This is a genomic window from Hymenobacter armeniacus (assembly GCF_014699055.1).
Lineage (GTDB): Bacteria > Bacteroidota > Bacteroidia > Cytophagales > Hymenobacteraceae > Hymenobacter > Hymenobacter armeniacus.
Genome location: NZ_JACXAC010000002.1, coordinates 280730 through 298974, shown reverse-complemented (window position 1 = coordinate 298974; position 18245 = coordinate 280730). Strand labels below are relative to the sequence as shown.

The following is an 18245-nucleotide window of genomic DNA, read 5'->3' as shown; positions in this document are numbered from 1 at the left end:
CGACCTTTGCTCCTTCACTCCCAACCCCACACCCCATGGCCAGCCTCCTCCTCGGCGATTACAACGACCTCGAAGTAGCCCGCGAAACCAGCATCGGCCTCTACCTCACCTCCGACGACGGCGACCTGCTGCTGCCCGAAAAGTACGTGGAGGCCGGCACCCGCGTGGGCGACATCGTGCGCGTGTTTGTGTACCGCGACTCCGAAGACCGCCTCATTGCCACCAACCTGCGCCCCCTGGCGCTGGTCGACAGCTTCGCGGCCCTCACCGTGAAGGACCACGGCCCGGCCGGCGCCTTTCTGGACTGGGGCCTGGAAAAGGACCTGCTGCTGCCCTACCGCAACCAGCGCCGCGACCTGCGCGTGGGCGAGCGGGTGCTGGTGTACGTGTACCTCGACGAAGAAAGCGACCGGCTGGTGGCCTCGGCCAAGTGGAAGCAATTCCTAAAAAATACCCCCTTCCCCGGCGAGCCCGGCGACGAGGTGCGCCTGCTGGTGGCCGACGAAACCGAGCTGGGCTACCCCGTCATCGTGAACGGCACGCACCAGGGGCTGCTGTTTCACAACGAGGTGTTCCGGCCGCTGCGGCTGGGCGAGCAGCTGCCCGGCTTCCTGCGCCAAATCCGGCCCGACGGCAAGCTCGACGTGCGCCTGCAAAAGGAAGGCTACGGCGAAGTGGAATCGGCCACCGACACGCTGCTCAAGGCCCTCAAGGCCGCGCCGGGCGGGCGCCTGCCGCTGGGCGACAAGAGCCTGGCCGAGGACGTGTACCGCCGCGTGGGCATGAGCAAAAAAGTGTTCAAGAAAGCACTGGGGGCGCTGTTTCGGCAAGGGTTGGTGACGCTGGAGCCGGAAGCGACGGTGTTGAAGTAGGCCGCCTTTTCTTATTGCGAGCGGAGCAAAATCGTCCTTCTTCCTTCGGCGCAGCACATTCCTTTCAACCAGACGCTTTTTCCGGCGTATGGTATTCGGCCCTGTGCTGCGACATGCCGAATGCGGGTGCAGCAACAGGCTTCATCACATCAGGGGGCTGGTCGCTGAGAACAGGACGGATTGCTTCGCTCCGCTCGCACTGACAGGGCCGCTTGGCACACCATCCGCTATGCAAAAAACCGCTTTACTCGCCGGGGCCACGGGCCTCATTGGTTCGCAGCTGCTGCCGTTGCTTCTGGCTTCGGGCCGATACGCCAAGGTGATAGTGGTGGGGCGCAAGGCCGTGCCCACCATTCACCCCAAGCTGGTGCAGGTGACGACGGAGCTCGACCAACTGGAAGAGGTTCGCCTCAAGCTAATTGCCGACGACGTGTACTGCTGCCTGGGCACCACCATGGCGCAGGCCGGCTCGAAGGAAGCGTTTTACAAGGTTGACTACTTGTATGTGGTGCGGCTGGCGGCCGTGGCCGCGGCCAACTTCGCCTCGCAGTTTATGGTGGTGAGCAGCATGGGGGCCGACGCCGAAAGCCGCATCTACTACAGCCGGGTGAAGGGCGAGATGGAAGCCGCCGTGCGGCAAACGCCGTTTCGGGCCATTCACATTTTCCGGCCCTCGCTGCTGCTGGGCGAGCGCGCCCGGCCCCGCCTGGGCGAGCGCATCGGGGCGGTGGTGCTGCGCCTGCTGCGCCCGCTGCTGCGCGGCCCGCTGCTGAAGTACCGCCCCGTGACGGGGGCCACCGTGGCCGCCGCCATGCTGCGCGCCGCCGAGGAAGACGGCGGCGGCGTGCGCGTGCACGAGTCCGACGAACTGGCCGCCAGCACGAAATAGCGACGCGCAGTCGCGCCTCGGCGTCCGCGCCGCTAGAGTTGCGCTCGGGCGTCTGCTTTCAACAAGGCGACGCGTAGTTGCGTCTCTACAGTTTATCCGGCCCCGCGGGGCGGCTGCTCCCGATGCGTCGGCGAGGGCCGCGCCGCGGGGCCGGCGGCGTTTTGGGGAAACTGATGGGACGTGTGCAGAGGACGCCGGCATCCGTGCTGGCACGGAGGAAAAGCGGACGAAAAATCCGTGCCAGCACGGATATAAATATTTTACTATATATACAAACTTTACCTTTCTAAGCAGTGGTCTGGCGACTGTCTGCCTCCGGGCAGGTGCCGTTGTGCTGCTCAGTCATTTACGCTCACATCCAATTTTTTCTTCTTTTATGAAAAACCTCTCCGCTTCCCTCCTCTTCGTGTTGCTGGCGCTGGCCGGCCAGCTGGCTTCGGCCCAAACCATTCGCCGGGTGAACAACACCGGCGTGACGGGCACCAACATTTACGTTGATTTGACGGCGGCCCAGACGGCGGCGGCTAACGGCGACATCATTCAGGTGGAGCCCTCTACCACGCCGTACCCGGCTTTCACCTGCACCAAGCAGCTCACCATTGTGGGGCCGGGGTATTTCCTGGGCGAAAACCAGCCCCCGGCGCTGCAGGCCAACACCATCAACGCCATTATTTCCACCATCACCTTCAACCCCGGCAGCGCGGGCACCACGGTGGCGGGGCTGGAGTCGAACACGACGTGGTACATCAACGCCAACAACATCACCGTGCAGCGCTGCCGGCTCTCGGGCTACATCTACCTGGCGTATGGCTCGAACACGTCCGGCGCGGTGATTCGCCAGAACTACTTCTACGGCGTGCAGGAATCGAGCGTGAGCACCAACTCACTCATCACTAACAACATCATGTACGCGGCTAGCACCAACATTACGGCCGTGGGCGCGTCGGGCGAGTTCAGCAACAATACCTGCATCGGCTCGTCGGTGAGCCTGAACAACTTCACGGTGCGTAACAACTACTTCAACAGCACCTTCACGCCCACGGCCAACACCAACTGGGACTACAACATGTTTACGGCCGCCACCATTGCCACCATTGGCACGAAGGGCGCTAACAACGTCGTTAACGTGCCGCTGGCGTCGGTGTTTGTGCTGGCGCCCACCGCGCCCGGCCAGTTCGACGCCTGGTACAAGCTGAAAACCGGCACCAACCCCGCCGTGGGCGCCGGGCAGGGCGGCGTCGACATCGGGGCCACGGGCAGCGCCACCGGCTACGGCTACCGCTTTGGCGGGCTGCCGGCCATCCCGTCCATCTACCAGCTGAACCAGGCCGTGACCGGCAACTCGCTGAACGTGACGCTGGGCACGCGCTCCAATAACTAAGCGGCGCCCGGTTTATGCAACGCTATTACGACTTCCGGCCCACGCGGAGCGACGGGCCGGGGCATGGCTGGCTGCTGCCGCTGGCGCTGCTGCTCCTGCTGCTGATAGGCAGTGCGGTGCGCAGCTACGGCCAGGCCACCATTGCCCGCGCCGAATACTTCGTGGACGCCGACCCCGGCATCGGGGCGGCCACGGCCATTGCGCTGCCGCCCACGCCGGCCAGCGACTTGCCGGCCCTCTCGGCCACGGTGCCGCTGGGCAGCCTGAGTGCCGGCTTCCACCAGTTGGGCGTGCGCAGCCAGGACGCCAACGGGCAGTGGAGCCTGACCAGCCGGCGCACGTTTTACTACGAGCCGACCGCGCTGAACGCCCTGGCCAACATCAATAAGGTGGAATACTTTATCGACGCCGACCCCGGTCCCGGCGCGGGCACCGACGTGCCCGTGACGGCCGGGGTCGACATCAGCGGCGTGGCCTTCAACGTGAACCTGAGCAGCCTGAGCGCGGGCTTCCACCAGTTGGGGGTGCGCTCGCGCGACGCCAACGGGCAGTGGAGCCTGACGAATCGCCGGACTTTTTATTACGAGCCGGCCGCCCTCAACGCCCTGCCCAACATCACGAAGGTGGAGTATTTCATCGACACCGACCCCGGCTTTGCGGCGGCGGTAGACGTGCCCGTGACGGCCGGGGTCGACGTGAGCGGCGTGGCGTTCAACGTGAACATCAGCAGCCTGAGCGCGGGCTTCCACCAGCTGGTCGTGCGCAGCCAGGACGCCAACGGGCAATGGAGCCTCACCAACCGGCGCACGTTCTACTATGAGCCGGCCGCGCTGAACGCCCTGGCCAACGTGACCAAGGTGGAATATTTTATCGACGCCGAGCCGGGCTTCGGCAACGGCATCGATGTGCCGGTGACGGCGGCCACCGACTTGAGCGGCGTGGCCTTTGCCGTGAACCTGAGCAGCCTGAGCAGCGGCTTTCACGCCCTGAGCGTGCGCTCGCGCGACGCCACCGGCAAGTGGAGCCTGACCAACGTGCGCAGCTTTTACTACGAGCCGGTGCTGGCCGTGGCGCCGAACATCAACAAAATCGAGTATTATTTCGATAACGACCCCGGCTTTGGCTCGGCCACCGACGTGCCGGTGCCCACGCCCGCCCAGGATTTGGCCAACTTCAGCTTCGCGGCCGATGCCAGCGCCCTGGCCGACGGCACCCACCGCATCTTCTTCCGCTCGCGCGATGCCACCGGCAAGTGGAGCCTGGTGAGCAGCCGCAGCTTCGTGAAAAACGGCTGCGCCAGCTCGACCAACCTCACGGCCGGGCTGCCCACGAGTAGCTACGGCTCGGGCGGCTCGGTGGGCAACCCGCCGGAGCTGGCGTTTAACGCCGAGCCGGCCACGCCCAGCACGAGCAATTCGGTGTACGTGTACAACGGCGCCCTGATTCAGGCCGACCTGGGCAGCGCCCAGAGCATCAGCCAGGTGCAACTGAAGTTTACCAACTCGGCCACGCCCACCAACTTCACGCTCCAGATTCAGACGGCCGCCAGCACGGCCGGCCCCTTCACGACGGTGGACACTTACACGGCCACCTTCAACGCCAACGGCGTGTACCCGGTGGTGCGCACGCTGGCCACGCCCGCCACCAACGCGCGGGTGCTGCGCCTCGTGTTCCAAAGCACCGGCGGCAACTACACCATCGTGACCGGCGTGGGCGCCTACTACTTCAACTGCGCCAGCCCGAGCATCACCAGCTTCACGCCCACGGGCGGGGCCGCGGGCACGGTGGTGACGCTGGTGGGCACCAACCTGAGCGGGGCCACGGCCGTCACGTTTAACGGCGTGCCGGCCGTGGTGAGCACCATCACGAACAATACGAGCACGGGCCTGACGGTGACGGCCCCGGTGGGCGGCACCACCGGCCCCATCTGCGTGACCACGCCGGCCGGCACGGCCTGCTCGGCGGGCAGCTTCGCTTACCCGCCGGCCATTGCCACGGGGGCGGTTTCGGCCACGGCGTTTTGTAGCAGCACGCTCATTCAGGTGCCGTTCTCGACCAACGTGGCCAGCTACGGCGCGGGCAACGTGTTCAACTTCCAGCTCTCCGACGCCAACGGCGTGTTTACGGCCGGCTCGCGGCTGTACGGCACGCTCATCAGCCAGAACGCCAGCGGCGGCATTCTGCGCGACTCGGTGGCGTTTCGCACGCCGGCCGGGTCCGGCTACCGGGTGCGCGTGGTGGCTTCCAATCCCAGCATCATCGGCACGGACAACGGCACGAACCTGACCGTTTACCCCACGCCGGCGGCCACGGCCACCGCCAACTCGCCGGTGGTGTTCAATGGCACCATTCAGCTGGCGGCGCAGCCTTTGGGGCAAAGCAGCTACAGCTGGTACGTGAACTACGCCAGCGGCGGCACGGCCTTCGTGGGCTCGGGCCAGACGCTGAACCTGGCCAACGCTCAAAACACGCAGAGCGGCCTGTACTATGTGTACATCGGCAACGCCAGCGGCTGCCAGGACTCGGCCAGCGTGCGGGTATTGGTGCAGCCGAACACGGTGCCGGTGCTGGCCATGAGCCAGTTTGGCTTTAATGGCTGCGCGGGCGCCACGTTCAACGTCGGCTTTTCGGTGACGGGCAATAACTTCTTAAGCGGCAACACGATTTCGGCCCAACTCTCGAACGCCAGCGGCTCGTTTGCGGCGCCCACGGTGATTGGGTCGGCGGCCTTCACGGGCCAGGGCGGCGGGGCCATTTCGGCCACCATCCCGACCAACACGCCTTCGGGCACGGGCTACCGCATCCGGCTGGTGGGCTCCAGCCCGGCCGTGACCAGCAACGACAACGGCTCCAACCTGAGCATCACGACCCAGCCCACGGCCACGCCGAGCAGCAACTCGCCGGTGGCCTTCAACGGCACCATTCAGCTCACGGCCCAGACCGTGGCGGGCGCGACGTACTTCTGGACCGGCCCCGGCTTCTCGTCGACCCAGCAAAACCCCACCATTGCCAACGCCACGCTCAGCAACGGCGGCACCTACACCCTTTACGTGACGGTGAACGGCTGCCAGAGCCCCGGCACGGCCACCACGGTGGTGGTAAATCCGTCGGCACAGCCCATTCTGGCCATCTCGCAGTTTAATGGCAGTTTGTGCCCCGGCACAGGATTGAACATTGGATTCTCGGTGACGGGCAACGTGTTTGCCAGCGGCAATACCATCACGGCGCAACTGTCGGATGCCAGCGGCTCGTTTGCCGCGCCGGTGGCCATTGGCTCGGCGGCCTTCACCGGGCAGGGCAGCGGCTCAATTGCGGCCACGATACCGCAAGGCACGCCGGCCGGCAGCGGCTACCGCATTCGCCTCATTGGCTCGAACCCGGGCGTGACCAGCACCACTGACAACGGCTCGAACCTGACGGTGCCCACTACGCTGGTGGCCACGGCCAGCAGCAACTCGCCCATCGCCTCGGGCGGCACCTTGCAGCTGAATGCTGGCCCCAACGGCGCGGCCACTTACCAGTGGTATGTGAACTACACCAGCGGCGGCACCAGTTTCATCAGCAACCAGCAGAACCCGACGTTTAATAACCTGACCACGGCTTCGTCGGGCTTCTACTATGTGTTTGTGACGCAGGGCGGCTGCACCGATTCGGCCAGCGTGCGCGTGCTGGTGAACCCGCCGGTGACCACGACTTTGGCGCTGGGCACCTTCTCCGGGCAGTTCTGCGCCGGCAATAATTACGCGGTGAACTACACCGTGTCTGGCGCGGGCCTGAGCAGCGGCAGCCTCACGGCGCAGCTGTCGGACGCCAGCGGCTCGTTTGCGGCGCCGGTGGTGCTGACCACCATCAACTTTAGCGGCACCGGCAGCGGCAGCCTGGGCTTCACGCTGCCAGCCAGCACCTCGGACGGCACCGGCTACCGCATCCGGCTGGTGAGCACCGGCCCGGCCCTGACCAGCGCCGACAACGGCGCGAACCTGACCATCTCGAACCTGACCAACGTAGTGGCCGGCTCCAACTCGCCGGTGGCCGCGGGCGCGCTGATTCAGTTCAGCAGCAGCGGGGTGCCGGCCGGCGCCACCATTGCCTGGACCGGCCCGAACAGCTTCAGCAGCACCCAGCCTAACCCCAGCATCCCGAGCGCCAACGCGGCCAACGCGGGCACCTACAGCTTCACGGCCAGCATCAATGGCTGCTCGGTGACGCGGCAGGTGCAGGTGGTGGTGGGCGCGCCGGTGCTGGCCCTCAGCACGGGCACGGTGAGCGGCTCGCTCTGCCCGGGCTCGCCCATTTCGGTGCCGTACACCGTGACGACGGGCAGCGTGAACGGCGGCAACACCTTCACGGTGCAGCTTTCCAACGCCGCCGGCTCGTTCAGCTCGCCGGTACTTATCGGCTCCTTGAGCAGCAGCGCGGCCAGCGGCACCATTGCGGCCGTCATCCCCGCTAGCACCCCGGCTGGCAGCGGCTACCGGGTGCGCGTGGTGGCCGACAGCCCGGCCGCCGTGGGCGCCGACAACGGCGCCAACCTGACCGTGGGCGCGCTCACCTTCGCCTGGACGGGCGGCGTGAGCACCGACTGGTTTGATGGCCGCAACTGGAGCTGCGGGCAGGTGCCCACCGCCACCAGCGCGGTCACGATTCCCAGCGGCGGCAGCTTCTACCCGGTTGTCACCGGCAGCACGGCGGCACTGGCGTTAAACCTGACCATTGCCAACGGCGCGACCTTCACCAACAACGGGATTTTCAACCTGTACGGCAACGTGACGGTGAACGGCACGGTGCTGGCCAGCAGCACTTCCAGCTGGTACTTCACGGGCGGGATTACGCAGTTCATCTACGGCACCAACCCCCTGCAGGTGGGCAACGTGTACATCACCGCGGGCTCGACCCTGACGATGAACAACGTGCTGAACGTGTACGCCAACTGGTACAACTTTGGCACCTTCGTGGGCGGCGCGGCTTACAACGTGTACTTCAACGGCACGGGCACGACGCAGGTGATTGGCGGTACTTCGGTAACGACTTTCTACAACGCCTACGTGAACAATGGCGCGGTGGTGAACCTGGGCTTGAACACCGTGTTCCTGAACAATTTCGTGGTGAACGGCACCTTCTCGGCCGTGACGTACGGCGTGGTGTTCGGCGGCACGGTGGCCCAGACCATCGGTGGCACCGGCAGCAGCACGTATTACACCGTCACCGTCAACAATCCGGTAGGCGTAACGCTGGTGAGCAACATCACGGTGCTCGGCGACTGGATAAACAACGGCCTGTTCTCGGGCGGTACGTACTCGGTGATTTTCGCCGGCACGGCGGCCCAGATTATCGGCGGCACGCAGGTGACGAACTTCTACAACGTCACCTTCAACAACCTGATTTCGGTGACGCTGCACCAGAATATCTACGTGCTGGGCGGCTTCGTGAACACGGGCGTGTTCTACGGCTGGTACCTGAGCGGCGGCAGCACCCTGGGCTACTTCGTGCGCTTCGGCGGCACGGCGGCGCAGGTGATTAACGCCAACGCCACGACCTACTTCTACCACTTCTACGCCGACAACGCGGCGGGCGTGAGTTTGGCCACCAACATCTACATCGCCGGCAACTACTACCTGTACTCGGGCAGCTTCAACCCAGGCACCTACACGGTGTACTTCAACGGCACCGAAGGCCCCGGCGTGGTGCAGACGGTGGGCGGCTACGCGGCGCTCAGCTTCTACGGCTGGAATGTGGCGAGCACCTCCTACGTGCGGCTGCTGCAGAACGTGACCTTGCTGGGTGGCTTCGCCAACCTGGGCACGTTCTACGGCTACAACCTGGTGGGCGGCGTGTACACGGGCTACACCTTCACCTTCGGCGGCAGCGGGGCGCAAGGCCTCACGGGCGGCGGGGTGTACGAGTTCTGGCACGTGACCTGGAACAACCTGGCGGGCATCACGCTCAACCAGAACATCAGCGTATGGGGCAACTGGCTGAACAACGGCGGCTTCCTGGCCAACGGCTACTTGGTCAATTTCATCGGCAACGTGGCCCAAACCATAGCCGGTTCGGTACTTACCACGTTCCACCACGTCACCATCAGCAACCCGGTTTCGGTGAGTTTGCTGCAGGCCGTGACGGTGCTCGGCAACTGGGCCGGCGCGGGCGTGTTCCTCGGCAATGGCTATCTGGTGTACTTCAACGGCTCGGCCGCCCAAACCATCGCGGCGGGGCTGAATACGCGCTTCTTCGACCTGCGCTTCAACAACCCAACCAGCGTCACGCTGCTCTCGAACGTCTTCCTGACCGGCAGCTGGACCAACAACGGCGGCTTTCTGGCCAATGGCAAGCTGGTGACGTTTGGCGGCAATGTGCTCCAGCTCATTGGCGGCTCGGTGACCACGGTGTTCCACCACTTCACCATTGCCACGGGCGCCAGCGTGCGGCAGGATTTGGGCATCACGCTGCTCGGCGACTGGACCAACAACGGCAGTTTCCTGGCCAATAGCCTGCTGGTGTACTTCAACGGCACTGACCTGCAAACCATCGCCGGCACGGCCCTGACCACCTTCTACGACGTGACCTTCAACAACGCGGTGAACGTGAGCCTGGGCCAGAACATCGACGTGACCCGCCACTTCGTGAACCAGGGCGGCTACTGCGGCTGCGGCTTCCGCACCCGCTTCAACGGCACGGTGGCCCAGAGCATCACCTGCACCTCGGGCCGCACGCACTTCCACGATATCACCTTTGCCAACGCGGCCGGTGTGACGCTGCTCGACGGCATCTACGTGAGCGGGCTGTGGGTGAACAACGGCGGCTACCTGGCCAACAGCCAGACGGTGATTTTCGACGGCACGGCCCTGCAAACCATCGGCGGCACGGTCCTGACGGCCTTCTACAACGTGGGCATCACCAACGCGGTGGACGTGCAATTGCTGCGCGACATCACCGTGGCCGGCTTCTGGAACAACACCGGCCTCTTCCACGGCCAGGGCTTCGGCGTCAGCTTCAACGGCGCGGCGCTGCAAACCATCACGACCACCGGCGCCACGGCCCGCAGCTACTTCCACCACATCACCTGGGCCAACCTGGTGGGCTGCGTGCTGGCCGGCGACATCTACGTGGCCGGCAACTGGCTCTGCAACGGGCCCTTCAACCCGGCCACCTACACGGTGTACTTCAACGGCACGGTGGCCCAGAGCTGCGGCGGCACCCAGCAACTCCGCTTCTTCGGCCTGAATTGCGCCAACCCCGCCGGCGTGACCTACAACGGCCCGGTGTACCTGCTCGGCAACTTCGTGAACACCGGCCTGGTGAACTGCGGCGCCTTCGGCTGGTACTGCATCGGCACCGGCCCGCAGACCATCGGCGGCATCAGCGCCACGCCCACGCGCTTCTACGACCTGTTCATTCAGAACGGCAGCGGCGTGACGGCCACCGACAACTGGTTCCTGACCCATATGCTGACCCTGACCACCGGCAACCTGGCCTCCAACGGCCACCTCACCCTCACGAGCAACGCCAGCGGCACCGCCATGGTGGTGAACCCCGTGGGCGGCGGCGTGGTGACGGGCGTTTCGACCATGGAGCGCTTCATCACGGGCCTGAGCGGGGCACCCGGCTACCGCCACTACTCCTCGCCCATGAAGCGCAGCGCGGCCGGCATCAGCACCACCGTGCAGGAGTTTGCCGACGACCTGCCGGTGCTTGAGCTGAACCCGGCATACAACACGGCCGGCAACACGGCCACGCCGTTCCCGACCTTCTTCCAGTACGACGAAACCCGCCTCACCGCCTCCAAACCCGGTTTCGACGACGGCTGGATGGTGCCCACCGCCACCCAGGACCTGCTGCCCCTGCGCGGCTACACTGCCCAAACCCTGCCCACCACCACGGTGGACATTTCGGGCCTGCTGCAAACCGGCAACGTGAGCTACGTCCTGGGCCGCGGCAGCCTGGCCAACTCGGGCTGGCACCTGCTCGGCAACCCCTACCCCGCGCCCATGGACTGGGACGTGGCCCGCAGCACCACCGGCATGCTCAGCGGCGTGGCCGATGCCCTCTACGTGTTCGAGCCCAGCGGCCAGTACACGGGCACCTACAAAGCCTACGTGAACGGCCTCGGCCAGAACGGCGGCACCAAGGACCTGGCCGCCATGCAGGGCTTCTTCGTGCGGGCCACCGCCCCCACGGCCAGCGTGAGCCTCACCAACGCCGTGCGCGCCACCAGCTACCTCTCCCCCACCTTCAACCGCCAGCAACTGACAACTGACAACAAACAACTAACAACCAACACCCAAAAACCAGTCCTCCGCCTCGAAGCCCGCAACCTGGCCACCGCCACCGCCGATGAAACGGTGGTGTACTTCGAGCCCGGCGCGGCCCTCGGCTTCTCGGCCCGGCACGATGCCTACAAGGTGCAGCTCAACGGCAACGGCCGCCCCAGCCTCTGGAGCCAGGCCGGCACCGAGAGCTTCGCCATCAACGGCCTGCCCGACCTGGCCACGGCCTCCGTCATTCCGCTCGGGGTGCGCGTGAGCCAGGACGGCGCCCACGAGCTGACCCTTACGGCGCTCGCCGATGCGCCCGCCGGCACCCAGGTGTGGCTCGAAGACCGGGTGCTGAACCGCCGCCAGAACCTGGCCGCCAGCCCCACCTACGCCTTCACGATGCTGGCCACCTACACCGGCCAGCGCTTCTACCTCAACTTCGTGGCCGCCTCGCCGCTGGCCGTGACCACCGGCAAGCTGGAAGCCCGCACCGCCCTCTACCCCAATCCCACCACCGGCCGCACCACCCTGGAGCTGGCCGGCCTGCGCGAGCAGGGCCCGGTGCAGGTAGAAGTAGTGAACGTGCTGGGCCAGACGGTGCGCCAGCTCAGCACGCGCCCCAAGCAGGGTTTCCTCTCCGAAACCATCGACCTCAACGGCCTGGCCACGGGCGTGTACACCGTCCGCATCCACGCCCAGGAAGGCACGGTGGTGAAACGCCTGGTGAAGGAGTAGGTGCCGTAGCCTGAGCAACAAAAAGCCTCGCCAGTGTCTGGCGAGGCTTTTTTGTGTGGTCACTTGTAAAGTTCAGGAAATATATTTTGGGCTATGATTTTAGCCAAAAATTAACCACCCTTAAATATTGATTAACTCATAATATACCACTCATCAAGAAGTCATCCGACTGTTCTTCGTTTATTTCCTTGGCAATAGCTTTCAACGCTACATTAGCTTTTACTTCATCCACGAATAAACCTCTACTCGAGAAGCTATTTATCAACAGGTTTATGTCTATTTCCTTAAAATAATCATCACAAGTTTCAGCACAAAGCACATAAAACTTACCCCATTCGAGGTTTAGAAACTTATAATCAGATGTGGGTTCAGGGCCCAAATCGCCTTGTTTCTTAGCAATTTTATAACGCCTTATAAACCCAAGTTTCTTAGAAGCGAGCAGGTTTATTATTACATTATCAGACCTGTGACCAGATAAAATTTTAAGAGAGTCATATTTCTCTTCGTTCTCATGAAACACAGACAAACTACCGTAGATATCATCATCCCCTCGTTTTTTTCTCCAAGAGTTTATCTCAGAAAATACCTTATCAGAATTAATCCTAATAAATACATACTTTGAGGTTAGTAATACAGCAGCAGAAACCGGGTCTATATCTGGCCATATCTTCCTCAAATCTTCCAAACCAGCCAAATAGTCTTGTAAAAATGTATTAATTACGTATTTTCTAAAAGAACTTGGGTCTATACTATGGTATATGTCAAGGGTATTCATATACCTATATCCCTTAGCACGAGTAATGGCTGATAATATTTTTCCTTGCTTGGATTTCGAATCTGTAAAAATGAAGCTGGCAGCAAAATACTCTTGAATTGATTTATGCGCCCACTTAATGTATAGCCCATCTTGCACAAAAAGCGGAACTTTAGTCAGAATATCTTTCAAAAAATCTGAAGGGCTAAATTTAAGGTCTATGCAGAAATCTTTAGCTTCTTTGATGATAGCCACAAGTTCATCCTTGCTAAATTCCACCTTATTGAGGCCCATAGAACGATATCCAATAAACCTTAATATTCTGTGAAAGTCATCAATTTCCAATTTGGAATATTTATTTCTAGTGTAAGATTCCCCTTTTGTTAAATCATGCCGTTCAAAGAAAGCATCATACACTTGCCTATAGAATAAATGTTTTTTTAATGGAATAGTATGTTTATGCTCAAACGCTGCAAACAGAAGAGAAACTAGTAATGGATTCTTTAAAAACTCATCGATATTAGAGTTTTCCTTTTCCTTCAGTTTCTTTATCAATAACGCTGAAACCTCGCCGCGTGAATCATAATTTTGCAGCAACAAGTAAGCCTCCGGTTTACGCAAGGCTCTAATTTTAAACTTTACAAAATCTCCAAATGCTGTCAAAGCATCTTCAGGCCGAGATGTCAAAAGGAAATAGTTCTTACGTGCTTTATCTATAAAATCCCTAATATTAGCAACAACATCCCTTCTATCTTCATGCTCAATTTCATCAAAACCGTCAAGCATGAAAACAAATCCTCCTTTGCTAATCAACTCCAGAACAAAACCCTCGTCCGTCTTTTCGTTAATCATTGATAACTGACGAAAAATCTCATCCATTACGGTTGAATCTTTCTTTAATCGCCGCAGCTCAATCAATAATGGAACGCCTATTTGTTGCTCAACAGCAGCTAAGAACAAACGTTTGGACAAGGTTGACTTCCCCATACCAGCCGTATCAATTATAAGCACTTTTTTATGAAATGGAATAAAGTCTTTTTCAAAAGAATCAATAATATGCTTCTCTTCCTTACTTACCTTATCATCAGCATTATTTACAACTTCTAAAGGCACGTAAATATCTTTTAGCTGGCGTTTCTGATTACCTAGCACCAAAATATTAGGTGTTGAATATTTATCATAAGAATCAATTAAATATTGCTCAAAATGATTTTCAAAAGCATGCTCTGTCATCTGGATAGACACACCTTTTCTCTTCGCAAGTCGTTTAATATTTGGCGTAATAAATTCATCCACTATTGCTTTGACAAAAGGGGCTGCTATTGAGGCAATATCTTTGGCTTGAGTCAGGTCCATATTGTATGGGGTTGTGTTAAGTATTACCATTCCTCATCTGTTAGCCTGAGGTCGAGCTAATGCAAGTAAGCACAAAAAGTATCGGCATCTAGGTATACACCGTAAGCCACCAAAAAAGCCCCGCCAGCAACTGGCGGGGCTTTTCGTTTCGCTCGCAGCTTAGGCGGGCCTCTTTGCGTCGGGGTCGTCTTGGGGGCCGCCCCCGCCGAGGACGATGAGCTTGGTGTAGCCCTGGAAGCGCAGCCACACCTCGTGCTTGGTGGGCGAGTTTTCGTAGGCCTTGAGCTGCGTGCGCATTTCCTTGATGAGGTTGGCGTTGCGCCGCAGCAGGGCGATGAGGGTTTTGCGGTCGGTGGCGCCGGCCACCACGGCCGTGCGCTGGCCGGCCTGCTTCTTCTCGAAGCGGGCCAGCTGCCGGGCGGTTTCGGCCAGGTCGTCGGCCGTGAACTCGCGCTTGGCCAGCTGGGCGGCCAGGGGCTGGGCCTCCTTCAGCAGCGCGGTTACCAGGGTGGCGAAGGTGGCATCGCCGGCCGCCGCCAGGTCGGAGCGGGAGGTGCGCACGCGGCCGGCCAGGTCCTCGTCGGTGTTGCTCTTGCTGGCGGCGTAGCCTTGCAGGGCGGCGGCCAGGCGGGGCGCCAGGGCCCGGAGCTGGGCTTTGGCGCTGGCCTTTTGCTGGGTGGCGGTGGCGCTGTCGTCGCCCATCACGGCGTCTTCCAGCAGGCGGGCTTTGGCCAGGTTGGCGGCGTGCTCGTCCCGCAGGGGAGCCATGTCGTCTTCCAGGGGTTGGTAGAGGGCCTGGTCGGCTTGCAGGCCGGCGGCGGTGGCGGTGTCGCGCCGCAGTTGGGCGTCGAGCTTGTTGTTGTCCATACCGCTGAGCGTTAGGGGTAGAAGTATTTCCAAACGTAGCAAATATTTCGGTATTGCCGGGCCTGTATTTACGCCCCACCCGCCGCTCCTTCCTTCCCGATACGCGCCAACCGCTTCCGGCCCCTCGCCAACCGCTTCCGGCCCCTCGCCAACCGTTTCCGGATGCTCGCCAACCGCTTCCGGATGCCCGCCAACCGCTTCCGGACGCCCGCCAACCGTTTCTGGATGCTCGCCAACCGCTTCGGGACCACAAACCTTCGCTCCAGACGCCCGCCAACCGCTTCGGGACAAGAAACCTTCGTTCAGGACCACAAACCTTGAGTCCGGACCACAAACCTTGCTTCGGGACCACAAACCTTCCCGCCGCAGCACAAACCTTCCCGCCGCAGCCCGCCCGCTGGCGTCGGAAGGGTTCTGCTTGTAACTGGCGGAGCGTGCCGCCGTGGCTCCCCGCGCCGCCGGGGCCGGGGCGAGGTGCCTGGGCGGCGCGCGGCCAGCGGTTCTTTTGCCCTTCTTCTTGTTTCTTGGCACCATGAAACGGCTTCTACTCGCCGGCCTGCTGGCCGCCAGCGCCCCGGCCCTCGCCCAAACCCGCCCCCCTCAGCCCAACCCCGACAGCCTGCGCGTGGTGTGGGCCGACGTCGACCACTTCTGGACCGCCTTCGACCACCTGGCCGCCGCCCGCAGCACCGCCGACAGCCTGGCCGTCATCGAGCGCGACTACCTGGCCCCCGCCACCCCCGGCCTGCGCGCCTACGCCGAGGCCGCCAACGCCAAGGCCCCCGATTTCCTGCGCGCCCTGCGCACGCACCGGCGCTACCTCGCGGCCATCCGGCCCGCCACCCAGGCCATTGCCAGCCAGCGGCCGGCCATTGGGCAGGCGGCGCGGGCGCTCAAAAAGGCCTACCCCGGCGCGGTGTTTCCCGACATCTACTTCGCCGTGGGCAAGTTTGAGGTGGGCGGCTCGCCCCTGAACGGGCTGCTCTACGTGGGCGCCGAGCTGAAATGCGCCACCCCCACCCCGCCCCTGGCCGAGCTGCGGCCCGACCTGCGCGGCGGGGTGTCGCCGCTCAGCGCCATCAGCACGGTGTGCGTGCACGAAATCATTCACGGCCAGCAGCGCCCCGGCCAGGCCCGCACCAACCTCGCCCTCGCCCTCCTGGAAGGGGCCGCCGAGTACGTGGCCTACCGCCTCACCGGCCGCCTGGGCGCCGCCGAGGCCGTGGCCTACGGCCGCCAGCACGAAGCCGCCGTGCGCCAGCAGTTTGCCCGCGCCGCCGAGCAGCCCGCCGAAGCCCGCTGGTTTCTGGCCACCGCCGACGCCGCCACCGGGCAGCCCGGCGCCCTGGGCTACTTCATCGGCTTCCGCATCTGCGAAGCCTACTACACCCAGGCCCGCGACAAAAAAGCCGCCCTGGAAGCCCTCATTGCCCTCTCCGACCGGCCCGGCCTGCTGGCCCAGGGCCGCCAGTACCTGGCCCGCTAGCGCCGCAGACACCGGCTAGTAAAAAGGCGGTCATGCTGAGCTTGTCGAAGCAGCTCTACCGCTTCGCTGAACGGCCCAGGCGAAGCGGTAGAGCTGCTTCGACAAGCTCAGCATGACGTGCAAGTGAGCTGCCGAAGCCTTGGGCCTTCCCCCTCGCCTCTACCGGATGCGGGCGCAGTTGCAGTACACCCGAATGGCCCGCCCGCTGCCGCTGCTGTTGCTCACGCGCAGCAGCCACGTAGAGCTGGGCGCGTTGGGGTCCGGGGAGCTGAAGTTGACGGTGATGTCCTGCTGGGCGCTGTTGAAGTCGCGGTGGCCCCCGCCCCCGCTCACGAGGGTGGTGCCGGCGGGGCAGCTGGCGGTAAACTGGCCGTAGCTGTTGCCGTTGAGCGTGTAATCCGTGTAACTCGTGGTCAGGCCCAGGTCCAGGGTGCCGGCGAAGCGGGCGTCGCCGCTGGCGCTCAGCGCCAGGGCCTCCACGAGGTTGCCGGCGTTGGTGGTGCGCAGGTTCAGGCCGATGCTGGTGCCGGCCCCGGGGCTGGGCACGCGGGCCTGCACGTAGGCCGTGCCGCTGCCGCCGCTGTAGGGGGCCAGGTAGAGGTGGCCGGGCAGGTACACGCTTTGGCTGCTGCCGTTGTTGGGGTCGTCCACGAGGTAGGCGTCGCCGCCGCCGTTCACGTCGAGCTTGCCCCGCGGCGCGTCGGGGCCGATGCCCACGTTGCCGGTGTTGCTGATGCGCAGGCCCACGCTGCCGCCGTTGCCCACCAGGAAGTAGGGGCCGAGGTCGAAGTTGGCGTTGGCCTTGGGGTTTTGCCAGGTGCCGTAGCCCACGCCGTCGGACATGAGCACCTTGCCCGCGCCCTGGCTGCCGTCCACGATGCGGATGACCCCACCCGAGCCCACGAAGCCGGGGTGCTGGGCCAGCCCCACCCAGCGGAAGGGCCCGCCGGGTTTGCCCGCCGAAAAGATGCCGCCCCAGCCGTCGGCGCGGTAGGCGTTGCCCCACACGGCGTAGTCGATGTCCTGGCCATAAGGCCCCCGGCCGAACCCGGAAAGCATGGCCCGGCTGAAGAGGCGGTTGGATTTGCTGCGCGTCAGCAGGGCCGCGCTGGGGTCTTGCACGTTGGCGCTGAGCTCCACCTGGGCCGTCGAGTCGCCCAGCGACAAGGTAGCCGCCCCGGTTAGGCGCTGGCTGTTCAGGTTGAGGGTTTGGGTGGCGGTGTGGTTGCCCAGGTTGTCGCCGCTGGTGCTGGCGTTGGGAATGCTGGTCCAGGCCCCGCCGAAGTAGTACCAGAAGCCCGGTTGGGTGCCGTCGGTCTGGAACACCATCAAGCCCACGGGCGGGTTGCTGATGGCGGTGCGCTGGGCCGCCGTCAGGCGTGGCACCAGCAGGCCCTTGTCCGTGGCCGAGATGTCGAGGGCCGCCTTCGGGTCGGGGGTGGTGGTGCCAATGCCCACCGATTGGGCCGTGGCGGCCAGCGGCAGGCTGAGCAGGGTCGGCAGCAGCCAGCTCCAGGCGTAGTTTTTCTTCATAGTGGTAAAAGCGTGGATATTGGACACAAGAACTGAAGCAAGGACTTCAATGGCCAACCAAAAATACAAGGCATTCCCATTTTTGCCCTAACGCGGTATGTGAACAACCGCAGCCGG

At 62.8% G+C, this 18245-nt stretch carries 8 protein-coding genes; 5 read left to right on the top strand and 3 right to left on the bottom strand.

Annotated features, from left to right (window positions below):
- The first annotated feature begins 35 nt into the window (after positions 1 to 35).
- The 4 genes from IC234_RS05710 to IC234_RS05695 all read left to right on the top strand — a co-directional run bounded on the left by IC234_RS05710 (position 36) and on the right by IC234_RS05695 (position 12132).
- The gene (locus tag IC234_RS05710) at positions 36 to 872 is read left to right on the top strand and encodes a CvfB family protein (RefSeq protein ID WP_190922890.1); all 837 of its coding nucleotides are present in this window, start codon (positions 36 to 38) and stop codon (positions 870 to 872) included.
- Positions 873 to 1101: 229 nt separating this feature from the next.
- Positions 1102 to 1761 carry an NAD-dependent epimerase/dehydratase family protein gene (locus tag IC234_RS05705; protein ID WP_190922889.1) on the top strand — a complete coding sequence of 220 codons (660 nt, stop codon included), beginning with the start codon at positions 1102 to 1104 and terminating at the stop codon, positions 1759 to 1761.
- A gap of 376 nt (positions 1762 to 2137) precedes the next feature.
- Positions 2138 to 3142, top strand: coding sequence for a hypothetical protein (locus IC234_RS05700; RefSeq protein ID WP_190922888.1), 1005 nt, complete (start codon positions 2138 to 2140; stop codon positions 3140 to 3142).
- Positions 3143 to 3156: 14 nt separating this feature from the next.
- Positions 3157 to 12132 (top strand): T9SS type A sorting domain-containing protein, encoded by an 8976-nt coding sequence (locus IC234_RS05695; protein WP_190922887.1) that lies wholly within the window; start codon positions 3157 to 3159, stop codon positions 12130 to 12132.
- Positions 12133 to 12268: 136 nt separating this feature from the next.
- Here IC234_RS05695 and IC234_RS05690 read toward each other — a convergent pair whose 3' ends face one another.
- On the bottom strand, positions 12269 to 14242 hold the full coding sequence (locus IC234_RS05690) for an NACHT domain-containing protein (RefSeq protein WP_190922886.1): 1974 nt from the start codon (positions 14240 to 14242) through the stop codon (positions 12269 to 12271).
- A gap of 159 nt (positions 14243 to 14401) precedes the next feature.
- Entirely contained in the window at positions 14402 to 15109 is a 708-nt protein-coding gene (locus IC234_RS05685) for a hypothetical protein (RefSeq protein ID WP_190922885.1), read from the bottom strand.
- Positions 15110 to 15641: 532 nt separating this feature from the next.
- Between IC234_RS05685 and IC234_RS05680 the strand changes: the two genes are divergently transcribed.
- Positions 15642 to 16595: a hypothetical protein gene (locus IC234_RS05680; RefSeq protein WP_190922884.1), complete on the top strand. Its 954-nt coding sequence runs from the start codon at positions 15642 to 15644 to the stop codon at positions 16593 to 16595.
- 159 nt (positions 16596 to 16754) lie between these two features.
- Here IC234_RS05680 and IC234_RS05675 read toward each other — a convergent pair whose 3' ends face one another.
- A complete protein-coding gene (locus IC234_RS05675; protein WP_190922883.1) occupies positions 16755 to 18128 on the bottom strand; it encodes a hypothetical protein in 1374 nt (457 codons plus the stop codon).
- Positions 18129 to 18245: the final 117 nt, after the last annotated feature.

Excerpts from the sequence above, each read along its gene's own strand:
- IC234_RS05710 (WP_190922890.1), top strand. The coding sequence starts at position 36 with ATGGCCAGCCTCCTCCTCGGCGATTACAACGACCTCGAAGTAGCCCGC.
- IC234_RS05705 (WP_190922889.1), top strand. The coding sequence starts at position 1,102 with ATGCAAAAAACCGCTTTACTCGCCGGGGCCACGGGCCTCATTGGTTCG.
- IC234_RS05700 (WP_190922888.1), top strand. The coding sequence starts at position 2,138 with ATGAAAAACCTCTCCGCTTCCCTCCTCTTCGTGTTGCTGGCGCTGGCC.
- IC234_RS05695 (WP_190922887.1), top strand. The coding sequence starts at position 3,157 with ATGCAACGCTATTACGACTTCCGGCCCACGCGGAGCGACGGGCCGGGG.
- IC234_RS05690 (WP_190922886.1), bottom strand. The coding sequence starts at position 14,242 with ATGGACCTGACTCAAGCCAAAGATATTGCCTCAATAGCAGCCCCTTTT.
- IC234_RS05685 (WP_190922885.1), bottom strand. The coding sequence starts at position 15,109 with ATGGACAACAACAAGCTCGACGCCCAACTGCGGCGCGACACCGCCACC.
- IC234_RS05680 (WP_190922884.1), top strand. The coding sequence starts at position 15,642 with ATGAAACGGCTTCTACTCGCCGGCCTGCTGGCCGCCAGCGCCCCGGCC.
- IC234_RS05675 (WP_190922883.1), bottom strand. The coding sequence starts at position 18,128 with ATGAAGAAAAACTACGCCTGGAGCTGGCTGCTGCCGACCCTGCTCAGC.